4 protein-coding genes and 1 other RNA gene are annotated in these 17,664 nt (G+C 60.6%); all 5 read left to right on the top strand.

Features of this window, described 5'->3' with window-relative positions; genetic code table 11:
• Window positions 1–462: 462 nt before the first annotated feature.
• The 5 genes from ACTQXI_RS04150 to bilS all read left to right on the top strand — a co-directional run bounded on the left by ACTQXI_RS04150 (window position 463) and on the right by bilS (window position 17,292).
• The gene (locus tag ACTQXI_RS04150) at window positions 463–12,354 is read left to right on the top strand and encodes a Spy0128 family protein (protein ID WP_441548375.1); all 11,892 of its coding nucleotides are present in this window, start codon (window positions 463–465) and stop codon (window positions 12,352–12,354) included.
• A gap of 94 nt (window positions 12,355–12,448) precedes the next feature.
• An RNA gene (ffs, locus tag ACTQXI_RS04145) (signal recognition particle sRNA small type) lies at window positions 12,449–12,544 on the top strand.
• 341 nt (window positions 12,545–12,885) lie between these two features.
• Window positions 12,886–14,769: an ABC transporter ATP-binding protein gene (locus ACTQXI_RS04140; RefSeq protein WP_441548374.1), complete on the top strand. Its 1,884-nt coding sequence runs from the start codon at window positions 12,886–12,888 to the stop codon at window positions 14,767–14,769.
• The gene (locus ACTQXI_RS04135; protein ID WP_441548373.1) at window positions 14,770–16,629 is read left to right on the top strand and encodes an ABC transporter ATP-binding protein; all 1,860 of its coding nucleotides are present in this window, start codon (window positions 14,770–14,772) and stop codon (window positions 16,627–16,629) included.
• A 111-nt stretch (window positions 16,630–16,740) separates the two neighbouring features.
• On the top strand, window positions 16,741–17,292 hold the full coding sequence (bilS, locus tag ACTQXI_RS04130) for a flavodoxin family protein BilS (RefSeq protein WP_427727654.1): 552 nt from the start codon (window positions 16,741–16,743) through the stop codon (window positions 17,290–17,292).
• Window positions 17,293–17,664 lie beyond the last annotated feature (372 nt).

The following is a 17,664-nucleotide window of genomic DNA, read 5'->3' as shown; positions in this document are numbered from 1 at the left end:
AAACCGCAGGTAGAGAGCTTGCCGATTTTCGAAAAAGTCGGCTATGGTCGACCCCTGCGACCTAAACGTAGTAGATGGGCCCTTTCCGTGGCACAGCTCCGTCCCAAAAAGACTGCCCCGGGAGCCCGGTTTGGCCAAGTAGCCAAAATAGCTCCGTCCCAAATTAGCTACCTTGTGGGGCGCGAATGGTTAGTTTTGAGCTTAAGTGGCAACCTGATGTTGGATTTCGGGTCGCTTAAATTGTTACAATTTTAACTGTATAGCGATGTCCCGCCTTGCGTTTCTGCGCGGGGGGGGGGGCGTATATTTACATCGATGAGGAGGACGACACATATAATGAGCCGCTTCTTGCCGTCCTCATGGATTGGGGAGGCCTTCATGAATCGCGTGTGCGCGAGAGTTCGAGAAATACTAAAGCCTTTTGGCAAGAAAACCAATACCGCAAAGCGTGTCCTGAGGTTTTTGACTGTCCCGCTGGCAGCGTGCGCGCTCATGTTTGGCGCGACGAGTGCGTCGGCCGATCAAGCGGTTCCCTTTAGCAACCACACCGTGCAGACGGTGAATCCCACCGGCACCACGGTAAATCTGTTCGACTATTGGGTCGTGAACGGTGACAATGATAAGTCCGTCAACATAAACAACAATAATGGTAATAACAACACTGGAATCAACAAAGATCACCAGCTCAAGTTCAATGGCGGCGCCGGATCGGGCATTAATAAATGGACGGGAAGAAGCGGCGTCGACGGCTTTGGACGTCTTCCATTTGTGAAGAACACGCTGGTGAATGGCTATCCCGAGATCAAGGCTGGCACCTATACCTCATACGGCACGAAAGGCGATTGCACCGATGAATCGCTGGCCTATCTCTTTAACAATGCCAGCCAGGCCAATGGCAAACAGGACGGCAAGGCCGTTTACAGCAACGTGAATGGGCTCTTCCAGCTCAAAGATGGCTATTACGTTTACGACTCGTATGGTTCTAACGGCAACTATGCCGTATATAACCCCACGACCAACTCCTTTAACGTTTACGATAAGGCGGGCGTATATAAGAGCAAAGTATCAGATACAAATCTGGGCCAGTTCTTCCCCTTTGATTCGGCCCGCAAGGTTTTTGAAGAGAAGAACGGTCAGCTCTCTCCTATAGGAATAACGGACGGAACGAACGATAAGCTCAACCACCACTTTGGCATGTCCATGACAACGGAGTTTGTCCAGCCTAAGGAAGGCAAGACCACCAAAAACGAGGATATGATCTTTGAGTTCTCGGGTGACGACGACGTCTGGGTGTACATCGATGGCGTACTCGTGGGCGATCTGGGTGGCATCCACGAGAAGGCGACGCTCAAGATCAACTTCGCCACCGGTGGCGTGCATGTCGGTCATGTTGACAATGCAAATGATCCCGAAAAGACAATTCAAGACACCACCATTAGGGCGATGTTCGAAGCCGCCGGCGCAGATACCACCAACTTCTCCGGCAACACCTTCCTCAACAGCACCAAGCACACGCTGAGCTTCTTCTATCTGGAGCGTGGCGCGGGTGCATCGAACATGTCGCTCAAGTTCAACCTCACCACCCTGCCGTCGTCCGAGGTCGCGAAGGTCGACCAAAACGGCGAGGCAGTCAATGACGCAACCTTCAAGCTGTACCGGTCCGATGGACCAGATGCCGACTGGAATAAGGGTGAGCTCGTCGCTCAGGGTACGACGAAAGACGGGGGTCAGCTGATACTTCAAAAGTCGAACGGTTCCGTCCTCTCGTTTGACGAAGAGCACAACACCAATCATTGCGACTACTTTGTACTCAAAGAGGTTGGCCTGCCCGCGGGATACCGCTCGAGCCTGACCTCGTCGACCACTGCAACGCCAGGCGAGTTGCATTTGCAGTACAAGCCAGCCGCGGCAAGTGGCACGGGCGGCGTGGTGGTTGCGCCGCAAACAACGGTCACCATGGCCGACGACGCAACGCAATGGACGGGTAGCCGCATGTGGCTCAACGGTGGTTATCTGGCTGCCAAGGAGACCATCTCTCTTCCTGAAAGTACGCAAGACAATAAGAGCAATCCCATTAGCTCGGGTACGACATTTGCTGTCGTGCTCAAACGCACCGATAAAACTAAGAAAGACACGGACGAAAGTGCGTGGACGGCGGTCACGGGCAACCCGCTCAATGGCTATATGCTGTGCTCCGCGCACGGCATTGCCGGTGCGGTCGAGGCTGCCAAATCGGCGGACACGAGTGTCTTTGCCGTCAACACCAAGGGCGACTACGAGGTAACGGTTAGGTCGCTGCCCGGAGATATCGAGAAGTACGCCGCCATGATGACGGACAAGTCGAAGGCGGAATATACCGTGGCGGTGTATCACACCACGGCATCATCTCTGGCGGAGGCAACCACCGACAACACCTCTATGGTCCAATATCAAATGACAAACAGGCAGTTCTCTACGGTGATCCACCTCACCAACGTTCAAAACCGTCTGTTTGTGCAGAAGGTTGACGACCTGGGCGAACCCGTGAACGGCGCAACGTTTGAGTTATACAAGGCCGAGGATGTTACCGGCGATAGCCCCAGCACGTATGCCATTAAAACCGGCGCCACGCCGTATGACACCGTGCAGGCAAACGGCATGACCTATCCGTATGACATAGAGGGTGCCGCATGCTTCCCGCTCGATTCGACAAATCATGCGCCCCTTATCAAGGGTACGTACTACCTGCGTGAGTCTGTAAGTCCAGATGGCCATGAGATTAACAACACCATCACCAAGGTAATCGTGGACGATTCGGGTGTGTATGTGGATGCCGGCAAGAAAGGCGACGGTGTGCTCAGCATGAGCGGCCCTGGTTCGCTGATTGCCTCCCTGGCGCAGTTTGGCTCTCCCGACTCGATCGACAATACGCTTACGCACATCAAGGGTAAGCTGCAGAGTGCGGTCGTTGACGCCAACGGAAACCTGGCATGGGGCCAGACAAGTACCGCCGAGGGCGTGACGCCTTCTCTTGCGGGCAACTTGATGCATATGCGCTATGACAAGACGACGCAAGGTGCCAAGACCATCCTGCGCTATGTGGAGGACGGTGGCGAGCGCGACAACAAGCTGGCTACTATCTATGCGGACACGGGCGTAAACCGCATGGCCCTTTATCAAGAGGATGATCCAAAATATATAGACGATGCCTCCAAGACCCGTACTAATCTGGGCACGCTTCAGCTCAATCATCTCTTTACCACGGGAACGGGCGTGCAGTATGCCGACCGTCGTGTGGCACGCCTGCAGGTGACCAAGACGGTGACGGCAGATACTGGTCTTACTGCACCCACTAAGGATGCGAAAGGCGACGACCTGACCTTTACGTTTAAGTTCACCCTGCCGGAGTCCCAGAAGGGCTACGAGGCGCATGTGTTCGATGCGGACGGCAAAGCCGTGGGCGACTCTTTCACGCTCAAGAACGGCTACACCCATTCCATCAAGGCCGGCGAGACCATCCGCGTATACGACCTTAAGCAGGGCGACAGCTATAGCGTGAGCGAGCTCACCACCAAGAGCGAGGCGTCCAGCGGCGACGTGTTGGCGAGTATCGTCAACGCTGTGACCGGCTCTGCCGACGAGTCGGTGCTTCCGGCTGGTTTTAGCCTCGTGAGCCGCAAAGCCGGTGGCGAGGAGCAGTCGGGAACTGGCAACACCATCGAGGGCAAGATTGTAACGCTCGTGGACGGGGAGATCCCTGCGAGCAACAAACTCGAGTTTACCAACAACTACAGCGCCAGCCCCGTAAAGCTCGACGCCCAGAATAGTCTGAGCGCCAAGAAGGTGCTCGAAGGTCGCGATTGGGTCGATGGCGATTCCTTTACCGTGCAGCTTACGGCCGACGACGGCGTTCCCATGCCCGGCGGTGCCAAGAGCAAGGTGGCTACGGTTGAGCTCACCAAGAATACCCAGACGGCGACATTTGGCGATATTACCTATACCAAGCCGGGTACCTACACCTATACCATCTCGGAGGTTATCCCCGGATCCGATGCCAGGGCAGACGGCATAAGCTACTCTGCCGCCTCCTATACTGCGAAGGTTGTGGTGGAGGATAACCAAGCCGGCGCTCTGGTCGTTACGAGCGTGAAGGTAGTGCAGGAGTGCAACGACGCGGGTGTCGAGACCAAGACGGATGTTGCCGATAGGGTCGCAACCTTCACCAACCGCTACGATATACACGAAACGAAGATCATCATCCATGCTCAAAAGATTCTGACCGACAACGCCGGGACGTTCCCACTTGCCCAGAACACCTTTAGCTTTACACTCGAGGGCGTTGGCGGCCTAGCGGATGTCAACGCAACGTTCAACCCCGATGCGGTCGATACGAGCGTGACGGCTCCCATGCCCGAGGGCAACACCGCAACCGTGGGCAATAACGCCGACGGTACAGTGACGTGGCCGGAAATCTCCTATACCGCCAAGGCGAATGCGGGACGCGCCTACGTGTACAAGTTCGCTGAGAGTCTCGGTAGCACTGCGGGCATGGACTACGATCGATCGGTCTATTACGCCGTGGTGCGCAACGCCGAGAAGGGTGCTGGCATCCAGACTTCGATCGAGTACTACAAGATTGCAGAAGACGGCTCGGTAAAGCAGTTGGACACGAACGTTACGCCTTCCTTTACCAATATATATAGCGTGGATCCCACGAGCGTGACCCTGCAGGGTCAGAAGACCGTGAGCGGTCGCGACTGGAACCAGGACGAGAGCTATACCTTTAACCTTGCCGCCGCTACGGACGATACCGGCGCAACTGGTCTGGGTAAGACCACCGCAAAGGCAGTGACGGATGGGGCCGTTGTTATCGGCACTAACCAAGCTGTCGCCAGTGCGCCCGAGTCGGGGCGCATGGCCTCGTTCGTCTTTGGCACCGAAGCCGCCCCGACCGTGACGTTCAACCGCGCGGGCACCTTTAGCTTCAATATCACCGAGAACGCCGCGCAGGATGGCCAGGCGGGCATGTCCATGGACAAACACACCGCACGAGCGACCGTTGTGGTGACCGATCTGGATGAGTTGGGTAATCACACGGGCAAGCTGCGCGTGTCGAGCGTGAGCTACGCCAACACCGGCGCCTCCGATGCGGACAAGGCCGTAACCGGCAAGGCCGCCTTTACCAACGCGTACCATGCGTCGGGTACCTTTGGTGGCGTGACGGTCAGCAAGACCCTTGAGGGTCGCGCCTCTACCGCAGGCCAGTTCACCTTTGCTGTGACGGGCCTTTGGTACAACGGCATTCAGACATCGGTCGATGGCTCCGAGGCTAGCCTGTCCAATACGGCTGCGGGGGCCGGCGTGTCCAGCGCCGTGATGGGCGCAAGCGGGAAAGAGAAGCTCTTTGCCCGTGAGCTCACGGAGCAGGATCTGGGGCGTACGTTTGCCTATCGCATCCGCGAGAACCAGCCTGCGGCTGCCGGCTACACCTATGACACCGGCTACACGGGCGACGCCATCGTGCTCGTCAAGGTTCTTGCGCGCAAAAACGACCCTGCCAAGCTCTACACCGTGACGACGGTGCTCAAGGGCGCGGGTGTGATGGAGCTGCTGGGCGAAGGCGCCGACGCGAGCGCGCTGACGGACGAAAAGGTCGTCCAGCTCAAGCAAGATTCGACTACCTACGTGCAGCAGTACGATGCAAGTGAGGCCGGCGCCACAACGCCTGCCGTCTCGTTTGTGAATCGCTATGAGGCAAGCCTCGACTATGGCGCTGCTGGCGGTCTGCAGATCGAGAAGACGTTGACGTATCCCAAGGACGCGACCATTTTTGGCTCGCCTAAGAGCACGTTCCGTTATATCGTCAAGCCTGCCGACGAGATATCTGCCAGCAAGGTTGGCATTTCCACGGACGGCAAGGTCTTTGAGGCGGCAAATGTCGAGGCCGACGCCCCCAAGACCGTGAGTTTGATACCTGCGGGTGGGTTGACCTTCACTCAGGATGATGCTGGCAAGACGTTCACCTATACGGTGGGCGAGATTGACGACAAGGCGACGGGCTATACGTACGACAAGACGGTCCATACGGTTAAGGCTGTCGTGGCGGATAATGGCGACAGCACGCTTAGGGTCACGACATCGGTAAGCAAGCAGGTCGATGGCGAGGATGAGCTCGAGGGCCAGTGGATCTATCCGTCTGGTGCAACGTCCACCGGTGTCGCGACGGTCAAATTCAAGAACACCTATACGGTCACCGAGGCGGCAACCTACACCCCGTCCGTGACGAAGGTGGTTGCCGGTGCCGATGCTCCGGGCAAGTTCACCTTTGCTATGACCGCGGCTGACGATGCTACCAAGACTGCCATCGATGGCAAGCTCATCACCGGCTCTTCGATGAGCGAGGACAACGGCTACGCTGAGGAGAAGCAAACGACGGCGGCCCTCAAGGACGGGGAGCACGAAAAGATTGACTTCTCAAAGCTCACCTTCAACAAGCCGGGCACGTATAAGTTCGCTATTAACGAACAAGTTCCGAATGTTCTCGGCGAGTGGAAGTATGACACGCACCCTTATGTCCTGACCATTACCGTAACCGATGAGGGCGGCAAGCTTGTGGCGCGTGCCGATGGCACGACCGGCTTGGAAGGCTTCATCTTTACCAATAGTTACCAAACTTCAACGAGCTACGAGCTCCAGGGCGGTCTTGAGATCGTCAAGACGCTCAGCGGGCACGGCCTGCATGCTGGCATGTTTGGCTTTACGGTGACGGGCGAGGACACCGCCTCAACCGAAAAGCTTAAGGAGCTGTTGCGTGCGGACAAGGATAAGGGCGAGCTTGTCGTTACAAACGATGAGCCGCAAACCGATGGCACGTCCCATACCGGTATTTTGGGAGGCCTGACCTTTGCGACGAAAGATGCGGGTAAGACGTTTACCTATAAGGTGGTCGAGAACGACGCAGGCCAAGGCGGCTATACATACGACTCCACCTATTGGGAGGTAGAGATTGCGGTTAAGAAACGCGGCGATGGTTCGCTCTACACCGTGACCACGGCCAAGCACTATGGCGCCAACGGAGATGAAGATGTCCACGACGCAAAGACCTTTAGCTCCGAGAACGGTGTTGCCAAGGCTCAGGTGTTCTTTACCAACAGCTACGCTGCGACCGGAACATTCGACGGTCTTACTGCCGAGAAGGTGATGGACTCCGGCGACAAGATCGAGGCTGGCCAGTATACGTTTGACCTGTATGCCGAGAAGGCCGATGGCTCGCTCGAAAAGATGGATGAGGGCGCGACCCAAGCAGGCGAGAACGGTACCGCAACGGTCGACTTCGGCAAGGTTTACTTTAAGCTTGGCGATGCTGCCAGCGAAACTCATGAGCAGACGATTGACCTTGCCCGCGCCGTCAACGATGGCGTTGCCATCAAACGGCACAATGCCGACCACACCACTACCTATAGCTTTAACCTGGTGGCAAAGGAGCGCTTGGCCAAACTGCCCGCGGGCGTGCGTCCCGTGGATACGTCTGCGACGTGTCGCGTGCTGCTCGAGGTGACCGACAACAACAACGGCACACTGACGCCCAAGGTGACCTATCGCAATGGTACCGAGAACGGCAAGATCGTCTTCCACAATACGCGCGATAAGGTCAAGACGATCGGCACGGTCGCGAAGCCCAATGTGGACATCGACGGGCAGCTGCTCTCTGTGGGCGACTCCTACGTCTATACCATCAACTGGGTCAATACCGAGGCCGATGCCTTCGTGACCGTGAACGACGAGCTTCCCACGGGCGTCGTGTTCGAGGCCTTTGAGGGCGAGTATGCCGATAAGGGCGCCGCGAGCGGTCAGTTGCTTACCTGGAACCTGGGTGAGCAGCCTGCGGGCAGCCACGGTTCGGTGCGCGTGCGCGTCAAGATTACCGGGGACGCTGTGAAGGACGCCCAGGGTGCGGTCGGCACCGTTGAGAACAAAGCTACCGTAACGGTTGACAACAAGAGCTATACCGGCACCACGACCAACTACGTGCCCAAGAAGTCCGAGAGCGATGCCCAGGATCCTAATGAGTCGGGTGTGGCGCTGGGTGATGAGCTCACCTACACCATCGGCTACAAGAACACCGAGGGCGCGTCTGCCACGGTGACGATCACCGATGCCGTTCCCGCGGGGACCGAGTTCGTGGAGTTCGCGGGCGACCATAAGGATGCCGGCTCCAAGGACAATGACGGCAACCTCACCTGGACGCTGGCGGACGTTCCCGCCGGCAAGGAGGGCACGGTTCAGTTTAAGGTCCGCGTGACCGAGGACGCGTTTAAGAGCGGTGGCGCTTCGGGCAATATTTCCAACCAGGCGTCGGTGACGGTCGGCAACAACCCTGCCGTCAAGACCAACACCACTACCGATGAGGTCTCTGACGGGCGCCTGACGTTGAGCAAGACGGTCGCGGCCGCCGAAGGCATTGTCGCGCCCAACAAGGCATTCACCTTTAAGGTGCTGCTCTACCAGGCCGATGGCGCAACGCCTCTGACCGGTACCTTTGCGTATGCTGGCCGTCCCAGCGGCACCAATGGCACCTATGTAAGTGGACAGATCAAGAGCGGGGACGCCATCGTGCTTAAGGCAGGTGGCTCCGTCACGGTTGCCTTGCCCATGGGTGCGCACTACGTGGTACAGGAGCTCGACTCCAAGGGCGACCTCATGACGAGCGAGGACGGCTTTACGATTGCCGATAAGGCGAATCCCCAGAAAGGTACCGTTGGGCAGGCGACGCAGGTGGGTTTCACCAACGTCTACAGCGTGGAGTCCACGAAGGTGGAAAACGCTTTTAAGGTGCAAAAGAAGATCTCCGGACGCAACTGGATGACATCGGATGCCTTTACCATGACGCTGACTGCCCAGGGTGAGGCACCTATGCCCAAGGGCGCCAAGGAGGGCGTGTCGACGATTGCGCTGCACAAGGATGCCCAGGTCGGCAACTTCGGTACCATCGATTACACCAAGCCCGGCACCTATACCTATGTGATTACCGAGCAGCCGGGTGACGAGGCGACACTCACGTTCTCGAAGGCCACCTATCGTGCCGCCGTCACGGTGACCGACAACGGCGCCGGTAAACTGTCTGCCAAGACCAAGATTGCACAGCTGACCGATGATGCGGGCGACGCTGCTAAGCGCACGGTCGAGGCGGCGGTCTTTACCAACACCGCCAAGACCGGTAGCCTCACCGTCAAGAAGAAGGTCGTCGACGGCGACAGCCAACGCGAGTTTGGCTTTGCGGTTACGCTGACCGACGGGGACGGCGAGCCCGTCTCCGGCACCTTCGGCAAGGGCGATGACGCCGTGACGTTCGCGGACGGCAAGGCAACCTTCACGCTCAAGGACGGCGAGGAGAAGACCATCGCCGGCCTGCCCGTGGACGCGCGCTACATCGTGACCGAGGACGCCGCCGAGGGCTACACGACTGCTGTTAACGGGGCTGACGGCTCCAAGGCCGAAGGCGCCGTGACCGAGGACGGCGCGACCGTCGCGTTCACCAACACGTACGGAACGGCCACCGAGGGCAGGGACGTCTCCACCGCGGGGCTCTTCACCAAGGCGCTCGAGGGCCGCGACTGGGCGGAGGGCGACAGCTTCCGGTTCACGCTCACGGGCGAGGGCGGCGCACCCATGCCCGAGGGCTCTGTCGACGGCTCCAAGACCGTCAGCGTGACGGCCGCCGCCGGCACCAAGGCGGGCGATAGGGTCGCCTTCGACTTTGGCTCCATTCGCTACACGCTTAACGACATCAAGGACGCCGGGTTCGCTGAGGTCGGCGATAAGCGCGTGCGCGCCAAGACCTTCACCTACACGGTGCGCGAGGTCAGGCCCGATGACGGTTCTGCCATCGCCGGCGTGGCCTACGACGGCCACGCCGCCACGATGACGGTGACCGTGACCGACGACGGCTCCGGCAACCTCACGGCCACGACACCCGCGATCGCGCAGGCGAGCGGCGGCGACTTCGTCAACACCTACACGACCGAGCTCGACTACTCGGCCCGCGCGGGCGTGCGCCTGTCCAAGACGCTCTCCGGCCGCGCCATGGAGGCGGGGCAGTTTGCCTTCACCGTGACCGCCGACGCCGAGACGGCCGCCAAGCTCGGCCTCAAGACCGACAGGGACGCCTACGCCGTGGCCGCGGCTGACGACGGAGAGGCCGACCTGGTCGATCTCATCGGTGGTGCCGCGGAGGGCGACGTGAAGTTCACTGACGCCGACGCGGGCAAGGTCTACCGCTTCACCCTCACCGAGACCAAGCTCGGCGGCGTGGGCTACACCAACGACACCGCGCCGCGCACGGTGACCATCGCGCCCGGCTACGACGCCGCGACGGGCAAGCTCACGGTCACGACCACAGTTGCCAAGGACGGTGTCGAGGTCGCCCGCGGCGAGGTCTCCACAGCAGATGATGCCACGGCGGCGCCCGCGCCCGTGACGGTCGCGTTCCAGAACTCCTACGAGGCCACCGGAACGCTCGGCGGCGAGGGCAACGTGGCAATTAATGCCACCAAGACGCTGACGGGTCGCGCCGCGGCGGCGGGCGAGTTCTCGTTCTCCGTCCGTGATGCCCAGGGCAATGTGGTCGCGACCGCGACCAACCAGGCCTCCGGCGACGGCGAGGCCGCGGGGCTCGCGTTCTCGCCCATCGCCTACACCACCGACGCTCTCGAGCAGATGATGGCGGACGGCACCGCCACCAGGGCCGCCGACGGCTCATGGGTCATTCCCTATACCGTATCCGAGGACGGCACGGACCGGCTACCCGCGGGCGTGACGGCGGCCGCCTCGAGCTTCGACATCACGGTCAAGGTGACCGATAACGGTAAGGGCGGGCTGGACGTTAGCGTGGTCTATCCCGAGGGCTCTGATGGCACGCTGTCGTTCGTGAACGGCTACGGTACCAACGAGGCGACGGTCGACCTCGCGGGCACCAAGACGGTGGCGCTTAGCCAGGCCGGACTCGGCCTGGCGCAGGCCGACATCGCGGGCAAGTACACCTTTAAGATTGAGCCGCTGGACGGCGCGCCCGCACCGGTCGACGCCTCCGGCAAGACGGTGACCGAGGCGACCAACGATGCCGCTGGCAACGTCAAGCTGGGCCACATCACGTTCAAGCAGCCGAGCGACCTCGATGACGCCGAGATCGACGGCCAAGGTCTGCGCACCAAGACGTTCGCCTACCGGGTGAGCGAGTCCGGCTCGGTCGACGGCGTGGTCAACGACGCGACGGCGACCAGGACCTTCACGGTCAGGGTCGTCGAGGACACCAACGCGGGCACGCTCGCCGCGGAGGTCCTGCCCGCAGAGGGCACGCCCGAGGGCAAGGGCGCGTTCGAGTTCACCAACACCTACATCGTGAACCCGACGCCGAGCTCCGTCACCAACCAGATCAAGGTGAGCAAGAAGCTCAAGGGCCGTGACCTGGCCGAGGGCGAGTTCGAGTTCCGGCTGGTCGAGCTTGCCGCCGACGGCAGCGAGAGCGTCGCGGCGACGGGCAAGAACGCCGCCGACGGCACGGTCGCGCTCAGCCCCGTCACCTACACCGCGCCCGGCACGCACGGCTACGAGCTGCGCGAGGTCGCCGGCACGGCGGGCGGCGTGACATACGACAGGGCGACGTACCGCGTGCGCACGACGGTTGCCGATGCCAAAAACGGCACGCTCACCGTCAAGCACGAGCTGGCGGATGCCGAGGGCAATGCTGTGGGCGACACCTCGGTGACCTTTACCAACGGCTACGAGGCCGCACCCGTCACCCTCAAGCTGGGCGCCGCCAAGGTACTCAAGGGTGCCGAGCTCATGGCGGGCCAGTTTAGCTTTGAGCTCAAGAGCCGGGACGGCAAGGTCATGTCGACCGCCAAGAATGCTGCCGATGGCAGCGTCACGTTCGATGCGCTGACCTTCAAGCAGGCCGGCACCTACACCTTTACGGTGAGCGAGGTCGATGACAGCCAGGCGCACGTGACCTACGACAAGGCGGTGCACAAGATCGTCGTCACGGTGGGCGACGAGGCGGCAGACGGCACCAAGACGGGCTATCTGTCGGCGAAGGTCTCCTACGAGGGCGACGCAAACATGCCGCCGGTCTTCACCAACAGCTACGCCGAGAATCCCGGGACCCCCGGCACCCCCGAGAACCCCGGCACACCGGGCGGAGGCTCGGGTGGCGGTTCCGATAACGGCTCCGGCGGCAGCTCCAGTGGCGATGGCTCCAAGGGCGGTATGCCCGACACCGGCGACCGCAGCCTGCCGGCGGCCGCGCTCGCGGTCATAGCCGGCACCGGCGCGCTGGCCGTCGCGGGCGGTGCGATCCTGTACCACAGGCGCCGCTAGCGATATGAACGAGTGGGGCGAATCCATCAGATGGGTTCGCCCCACTTGCCGTAGCGGGCAGGAGCGGGTAAGATATACCGAGCGCCAAGCGCGCTCGATGGGTTCGGATGACGACATGTTCCGAATCTGGTCAGGTCCGGAAGGAAGCAGCCATAAGGAGCCTCTGCCGGGCATCCGAATCCATCGAGCGCACGGGCGCTTTTTGGTGCCGCGAAGTGGTCCCGGTGCCGGCGGGCTGTTTGGTGTCTCGCTGGTCCTCGGCTTTGCCTGCGGGATCGCTCGACTACCAAACAGCCCGCCGGCACCGGGACCACTTCGTCCAAAAATCACCCGTAGAGGGCGCATTTATCTGAAGAATTGAATCCCGTGTCTTGCGGCGCTCGCTGGCGTTGCCAAAACATCGGCTGCTACATGCCTTGGGCGCTAGTGACCGTCGCCCTTACATCTGTAACGAGTTGCTTACGCATCTCCAGGGCTCGCCGTACTATCATGAATCAGATTGAAGAGAGATGATGATAGGGAGCGCCTTCTATGATTGAGCTGCTCAGGCGTTTTGGTGGTAAGTTTCTCCGGTATATGGTGATTGGCCCTGCGTGTAAGTTGATCGAAGTGATTTTTGACCTGCTTACGCCGCTCGTGATTGCCCAGATGATCGATAAGGGTATTGGCGCACGCGATGTCAACGCCGTCGTCCACTACGGTATGGTGCTCGCCGCCATGGCTGTGATCGGCATCTCGTTTACGCTCGTCTGCCAAAAGATGGCGGCGCTCACCTCGCAGGGCATGGGCACCGACATCCGCGGCGCACTCTACCAGCACATCAATAAGCTGAGCTATGCCGAACTCGATCGCTTTGGCACGCCGTCGCTCATCACGCGCATCACCAACGACGTCAACCAGGTGCAGCTTGCCGTGGCGCTGGGCGTGCGCATGCTCATCCGCTGGCCCTTCCTGGCGGTGGGCTCCATGTGCGCGGCCCTTGCCATCGACCTTAAGCTCGGCGTGATCTTTTTGATTTGCACGCCCGCCATCGGCTTGGTGTTTTGGTTTGTCATGGCGCGCTGCATTCCGTACTACAAGCAGCTGCAGGCAAAGCTCGACCGCATCGCGCTTGTCTGCCGCGAGGGGCTTTCGGGCGCCCGTGTGGTCCGCGCCTTTGTGCGCGAGGATCACGAGCGCGAGCGCTTTGCCCTAGCCGCCGACGAGCAGGCGCATGTTGCCATCGCGGTGGGCAAGCTCTCATCAATCCTTAACCCCGTCACGTTTTTGGTGATGAACCTAGGCGTGTGCGCCATCCTGTGGGTGGGCGGCATCCAGGTCAACGTGGGTGAGCTTACGCAGGGCCAGGTTATGGCGTTCGTCAACTACATGACGCAGACGCTCACCTCCATCGTGTACGTCGCCAACCTGGTCGTAGTCTTTACCAAGGCGAGCGCCAGCGCGTCGCGCATCAACGAGGTGTTCAATTGTGAGCCGAGCATCACCGACGAGGGCAATCAGCCGGTCGCGCTGCCCAAGCCGAGCGAACTGGCGGGTGGCGCTGTTCCGGTTCCCGCACTGAGCTTTGACCATGCGAGCTTTTCGTTTGGCGCGGGCGCTGCCAACGCCATCAACGATGTGACCCTGGAGCTGCCGGTGGGCAAAACGCTCGGCATTATCGGCGGCACGGGCAGCGGCAAGTCCACACTCGTCTCGCTTATCCCGCGCCTGTACGATGCGAGCGCCGGCAGCGTGAGCGTGATGGGCGCCGACGCGCGCACCTGGCCGCTCGACCAGCTGCGCCATGTGGTCGCGACCGTCCCGCAGCGCGCGTCGCTGGTGAGCGGCACTATCCGCAGCAACCTGACCTGGCGCGACGAGGCGGCAACCGACGAGGAGCTTTGGGCGGCGCTCGATATGGCGCAGGCCAGCGAGTTTGTGCGCAACAAGCCGCAGGGCTTAGATGCCCCGGTCGAGGCGGGCGGCAAGAACTTTAGCGGTGGCCAGCGCCAGCGCCTGACCATCGCACGTGCCCTGGTGGGCTCTCCGCAGATCCTGATCATGGATGACTCCGCCTCGGCGCTCGACTTTAAGACCGACGCAGCGCTTCGCCGTGCCATTCGCGAACGAAGCGTGTGCGGTACCGCCGAGGGCGGGCTGCCGCTGACGACCATCATCGTGAGCCAGCGAGTCTCGACCGTGCGCGACGCCGACGTGATTTGCGTACTCGACCACGGCTCGGTCGCGGGCTTGGGCACGCACGATGAGCTGTATGCAAGCTGCCAGCTCTACCGCGAGATTTGCCAGTCGCAGCTTCGCCGCGAGGAGCTCGAGGGTCAGCAGGGGAGTGCGGCGCCCACGCCCGCTCCAAGCCCCGCGTCCGCCCCAGGTGCCCCGACCGCCCCCGCATCCGTCTGCGCAAAGGAGGGCTGCTAAATGAATCCCTACACTTCCTCCGGTTCGGTCGCCACGATGACGGCCAACGTGTCCGGCAACGATAACCTCAACGACCTGGGCGACGGTCCGCGCCAGCCCGGCGACCCCGAGCGCTATCCCGTGGGCGCGGTAACTCGCCGCCTGCTGGGCTATGTTCGTCCGCACCGCATTTCGTTTGTAGCGTCGTTTGTGAGTGCCGCCGCTTCGGTGATCTTGCAGCTCTACACGCCCATCCTCGTCGGCGAGGGCATCGACCTGATCGTCGCCGCCGGGCAGGTGGACTTCGACGCGCTGCTGCCGCTTGTCACCAAGCTCGCGATTGTCGTCGTAGGTGCTGCGGCTTTCCAGTGGCTGCAGGGCTACTGCGTCAACCGCCTGTCCTACGAGACGGTGCGCGACATGCGCGTGGAGGCGAGCGACAAGCTCAGCCGCATGCCGCTCAGCTTTATCGACAGCCATGCCCACGGCGACCTCATGAGCCGCGTGGTTAACGACGTCGATCAGGTGGGCGATGGCCTGCTGCAGGGCTTTACCCAGCTTTTCACCGGCGTTATCACCATCGTGGGCACGCTCGCGTTTATGCTTTCCATCAACCTGACCATGACGCTCGTGGTGGTGCTCGTCACGCCGCTTTCCATTTTTGCAGCCGGTGCTATTGCCAAGCTCTCCAACAAAAGCTTTACGGCACAGCAGCGCATCCAAGGCCAGCTCGGCGGTCATATCGAGGAGTACGTGGGCGAGCAGAAGCTTGTCGACGCCTTTGCCTATGGCTCCAACGCGCAAGCGAGCTTCGATGCCCTCAATGCCGAGCTCTACACCACGGGCGAGCGCGCGCAGTTTATGGGTTCGCTCTCCAACCCCGGCACGCGCTTTATCAATAACATCATCTATGCCGTGGTCGCTGTGATCGGCTGCGCGGGCGTGATCACGGGCGTGCCGGCGGCGCTTACGGTGGGCGGCGTGCAGATCTTTCTGTCCTATGCTAACCAGTACACCAAGCCGTTCAACGAGGTCACCAACGTTATTACGCAGATCCAGGCGGCGTATGCCTCGGCGCGCCGCATGTTTGCGCTGCTCGATGCGAGCGAGCAGGAGCCCGACGCGTCGGACGCTGTAGAGCTTGCCGCACCGCAGGGCGAGGTCGCCTTTGAGCATGTGGACTTTAGCTACGTGTCCGACCGCAAGCTGCTGCAGGATATCTGCATCGAGGCCAAGCCCGGCATGCGCTTTGCCCTGGTCGGCCCTACGGGCTGTGGCAAGACAACGCTCATCAATTTGCTGCTGCGTTTTTATGATATCGATGCCGGCCGCATTGCGGTCGATGGCCGTTCCTCGCGTGACTACACGCGCGCAAGCCTGCGCCGTGCCTTTGGCATGGTGTTGCAGGATACATGGCTGTTCGAGGGCACGGTGGCAGATAACATCGCCTACGGCTGTCCCGATGCCACGCGCGAGCAGGTTATCGAAGCTGCCAAGCGCGCGCATGCGCACAAGTTTATCGTGCAGCTGCCACAGGGCTACGACACGGTGATTGGCGAGGACGGCGGCACGTTTAGCCAGGGTCAAAAACAGCTGCTGTGCATCGCGCGCGTCATGCTCACCGACCCGGCGATCTTGTTGCTGGACGAGGCGACCTCGAGCATCGATACCCGCACCGAGCTGCAGGTGCAGGCGGCATTCGACGAGCTCATGGCCGGTCGCACAAGCTTTGTGGTGGCGCACCGCCTGAGCACCATTCGCAACGCCGACTGCATTCTGGTGATGCGCGACGGCGAGATTATCGAGCGCGGCACACACGACGAGCTGCTGGCGGCAGACGGCTTCTATGCCGATCTTTACCGCAGCCAGTTTGCCCAGTAGGGGCCACCGATTAGCGGCAGGTGGTTTACATCTGTCACGTTGGTACTAAGATATTCATCTAATAAATTGCATTAGTGGCTTTAGTTTTGGGGGAAACGAGGCAACGTGACTATGACGTGCTCTTTGGTGGTTAACAGCAAGAGCGGCAATACCAGGATGGTTTCGGGCGCGATCAAGCGCGCTCTGCAGGCTGCGGGTGTTGAGTTTGTCCATGCCGCGGCGTTGAGCGACGATGCGGATGCAGATCAGGTTGCGCTCGAGGCGCAGGGCGCCTGTGCGGCCGACACGGTGCTCGTCGGTTTTTGGTGTGACAAGGGCGCGTGCACGCCTTCGGTCGCGGCGTTGCTCTCCACCTTGCACGGCAAGCGCGTCTTTTTGTTTGGCACCTGCGGTTTTGGCGCCGACCAGAGCTATTATCAGCAGATTATCGATCGCGTGACCTCCAATTTGGCCAATGATGCCGAGCTTGTAGGTTGGGCGATGTGCCAGGGCAAGATGGGCCCTGCGGTCAAGCAGCGCTACGAGGCCATGCTCGAGCAAGATTCCGACAACGCCCGCGCTAAGTTGCTGCTCGACAACTGGGTTGCCGCGAAGGACCATCCGACCAAGGAAGATCTGGACAACATGGCGGCAGCCGCCAAGAAGGCCGTGCTGGGCGAGTAGGTCTATCGCTGCCGCGCGTGCGAAATAATACAGAAGCGAAAGCCTCGAGATCCTCGAGGCTTTTTCTTGACACTCGCGGGAGCAACCGTGGCAAGCGTTTGGGGTGACATTTTCCATCACCCCGATGACGAGCCCGTCCTGGAAGACACGCTCTCCTGCATCCGCTGGATGTATTGAGCGTGGGATGGGCTTTCCAGATGGGCAGGGTTTCGGAAAGTGTGTCCCAGAATCGGCGCTCAGACTGGGATACACTTTCCGCTTTACGCCTTGTCCGGAAACTGTGTCCCGGAATTAAGGCTTGGAGTGGGATGCACTTTCCGGTTGAGAGCCTTAGCGGAAAGTGCGACCCGGAATTTACTCTTGAAGTGGGAT

This window comes from Collinsella sp. LCP19S3_C9, assembly GCF_052121575.1.
GTDB lineage: Bacteria > Actinomycetota > Coriobacteriia > Coriobacteriales > Coriobacteriaceae > Collinsella.
The sequence above is the reverse complement of the archived record's forward strand: the minus strand, read 5'-3'. Positions and strand labels throughout refer to the sequence as shown.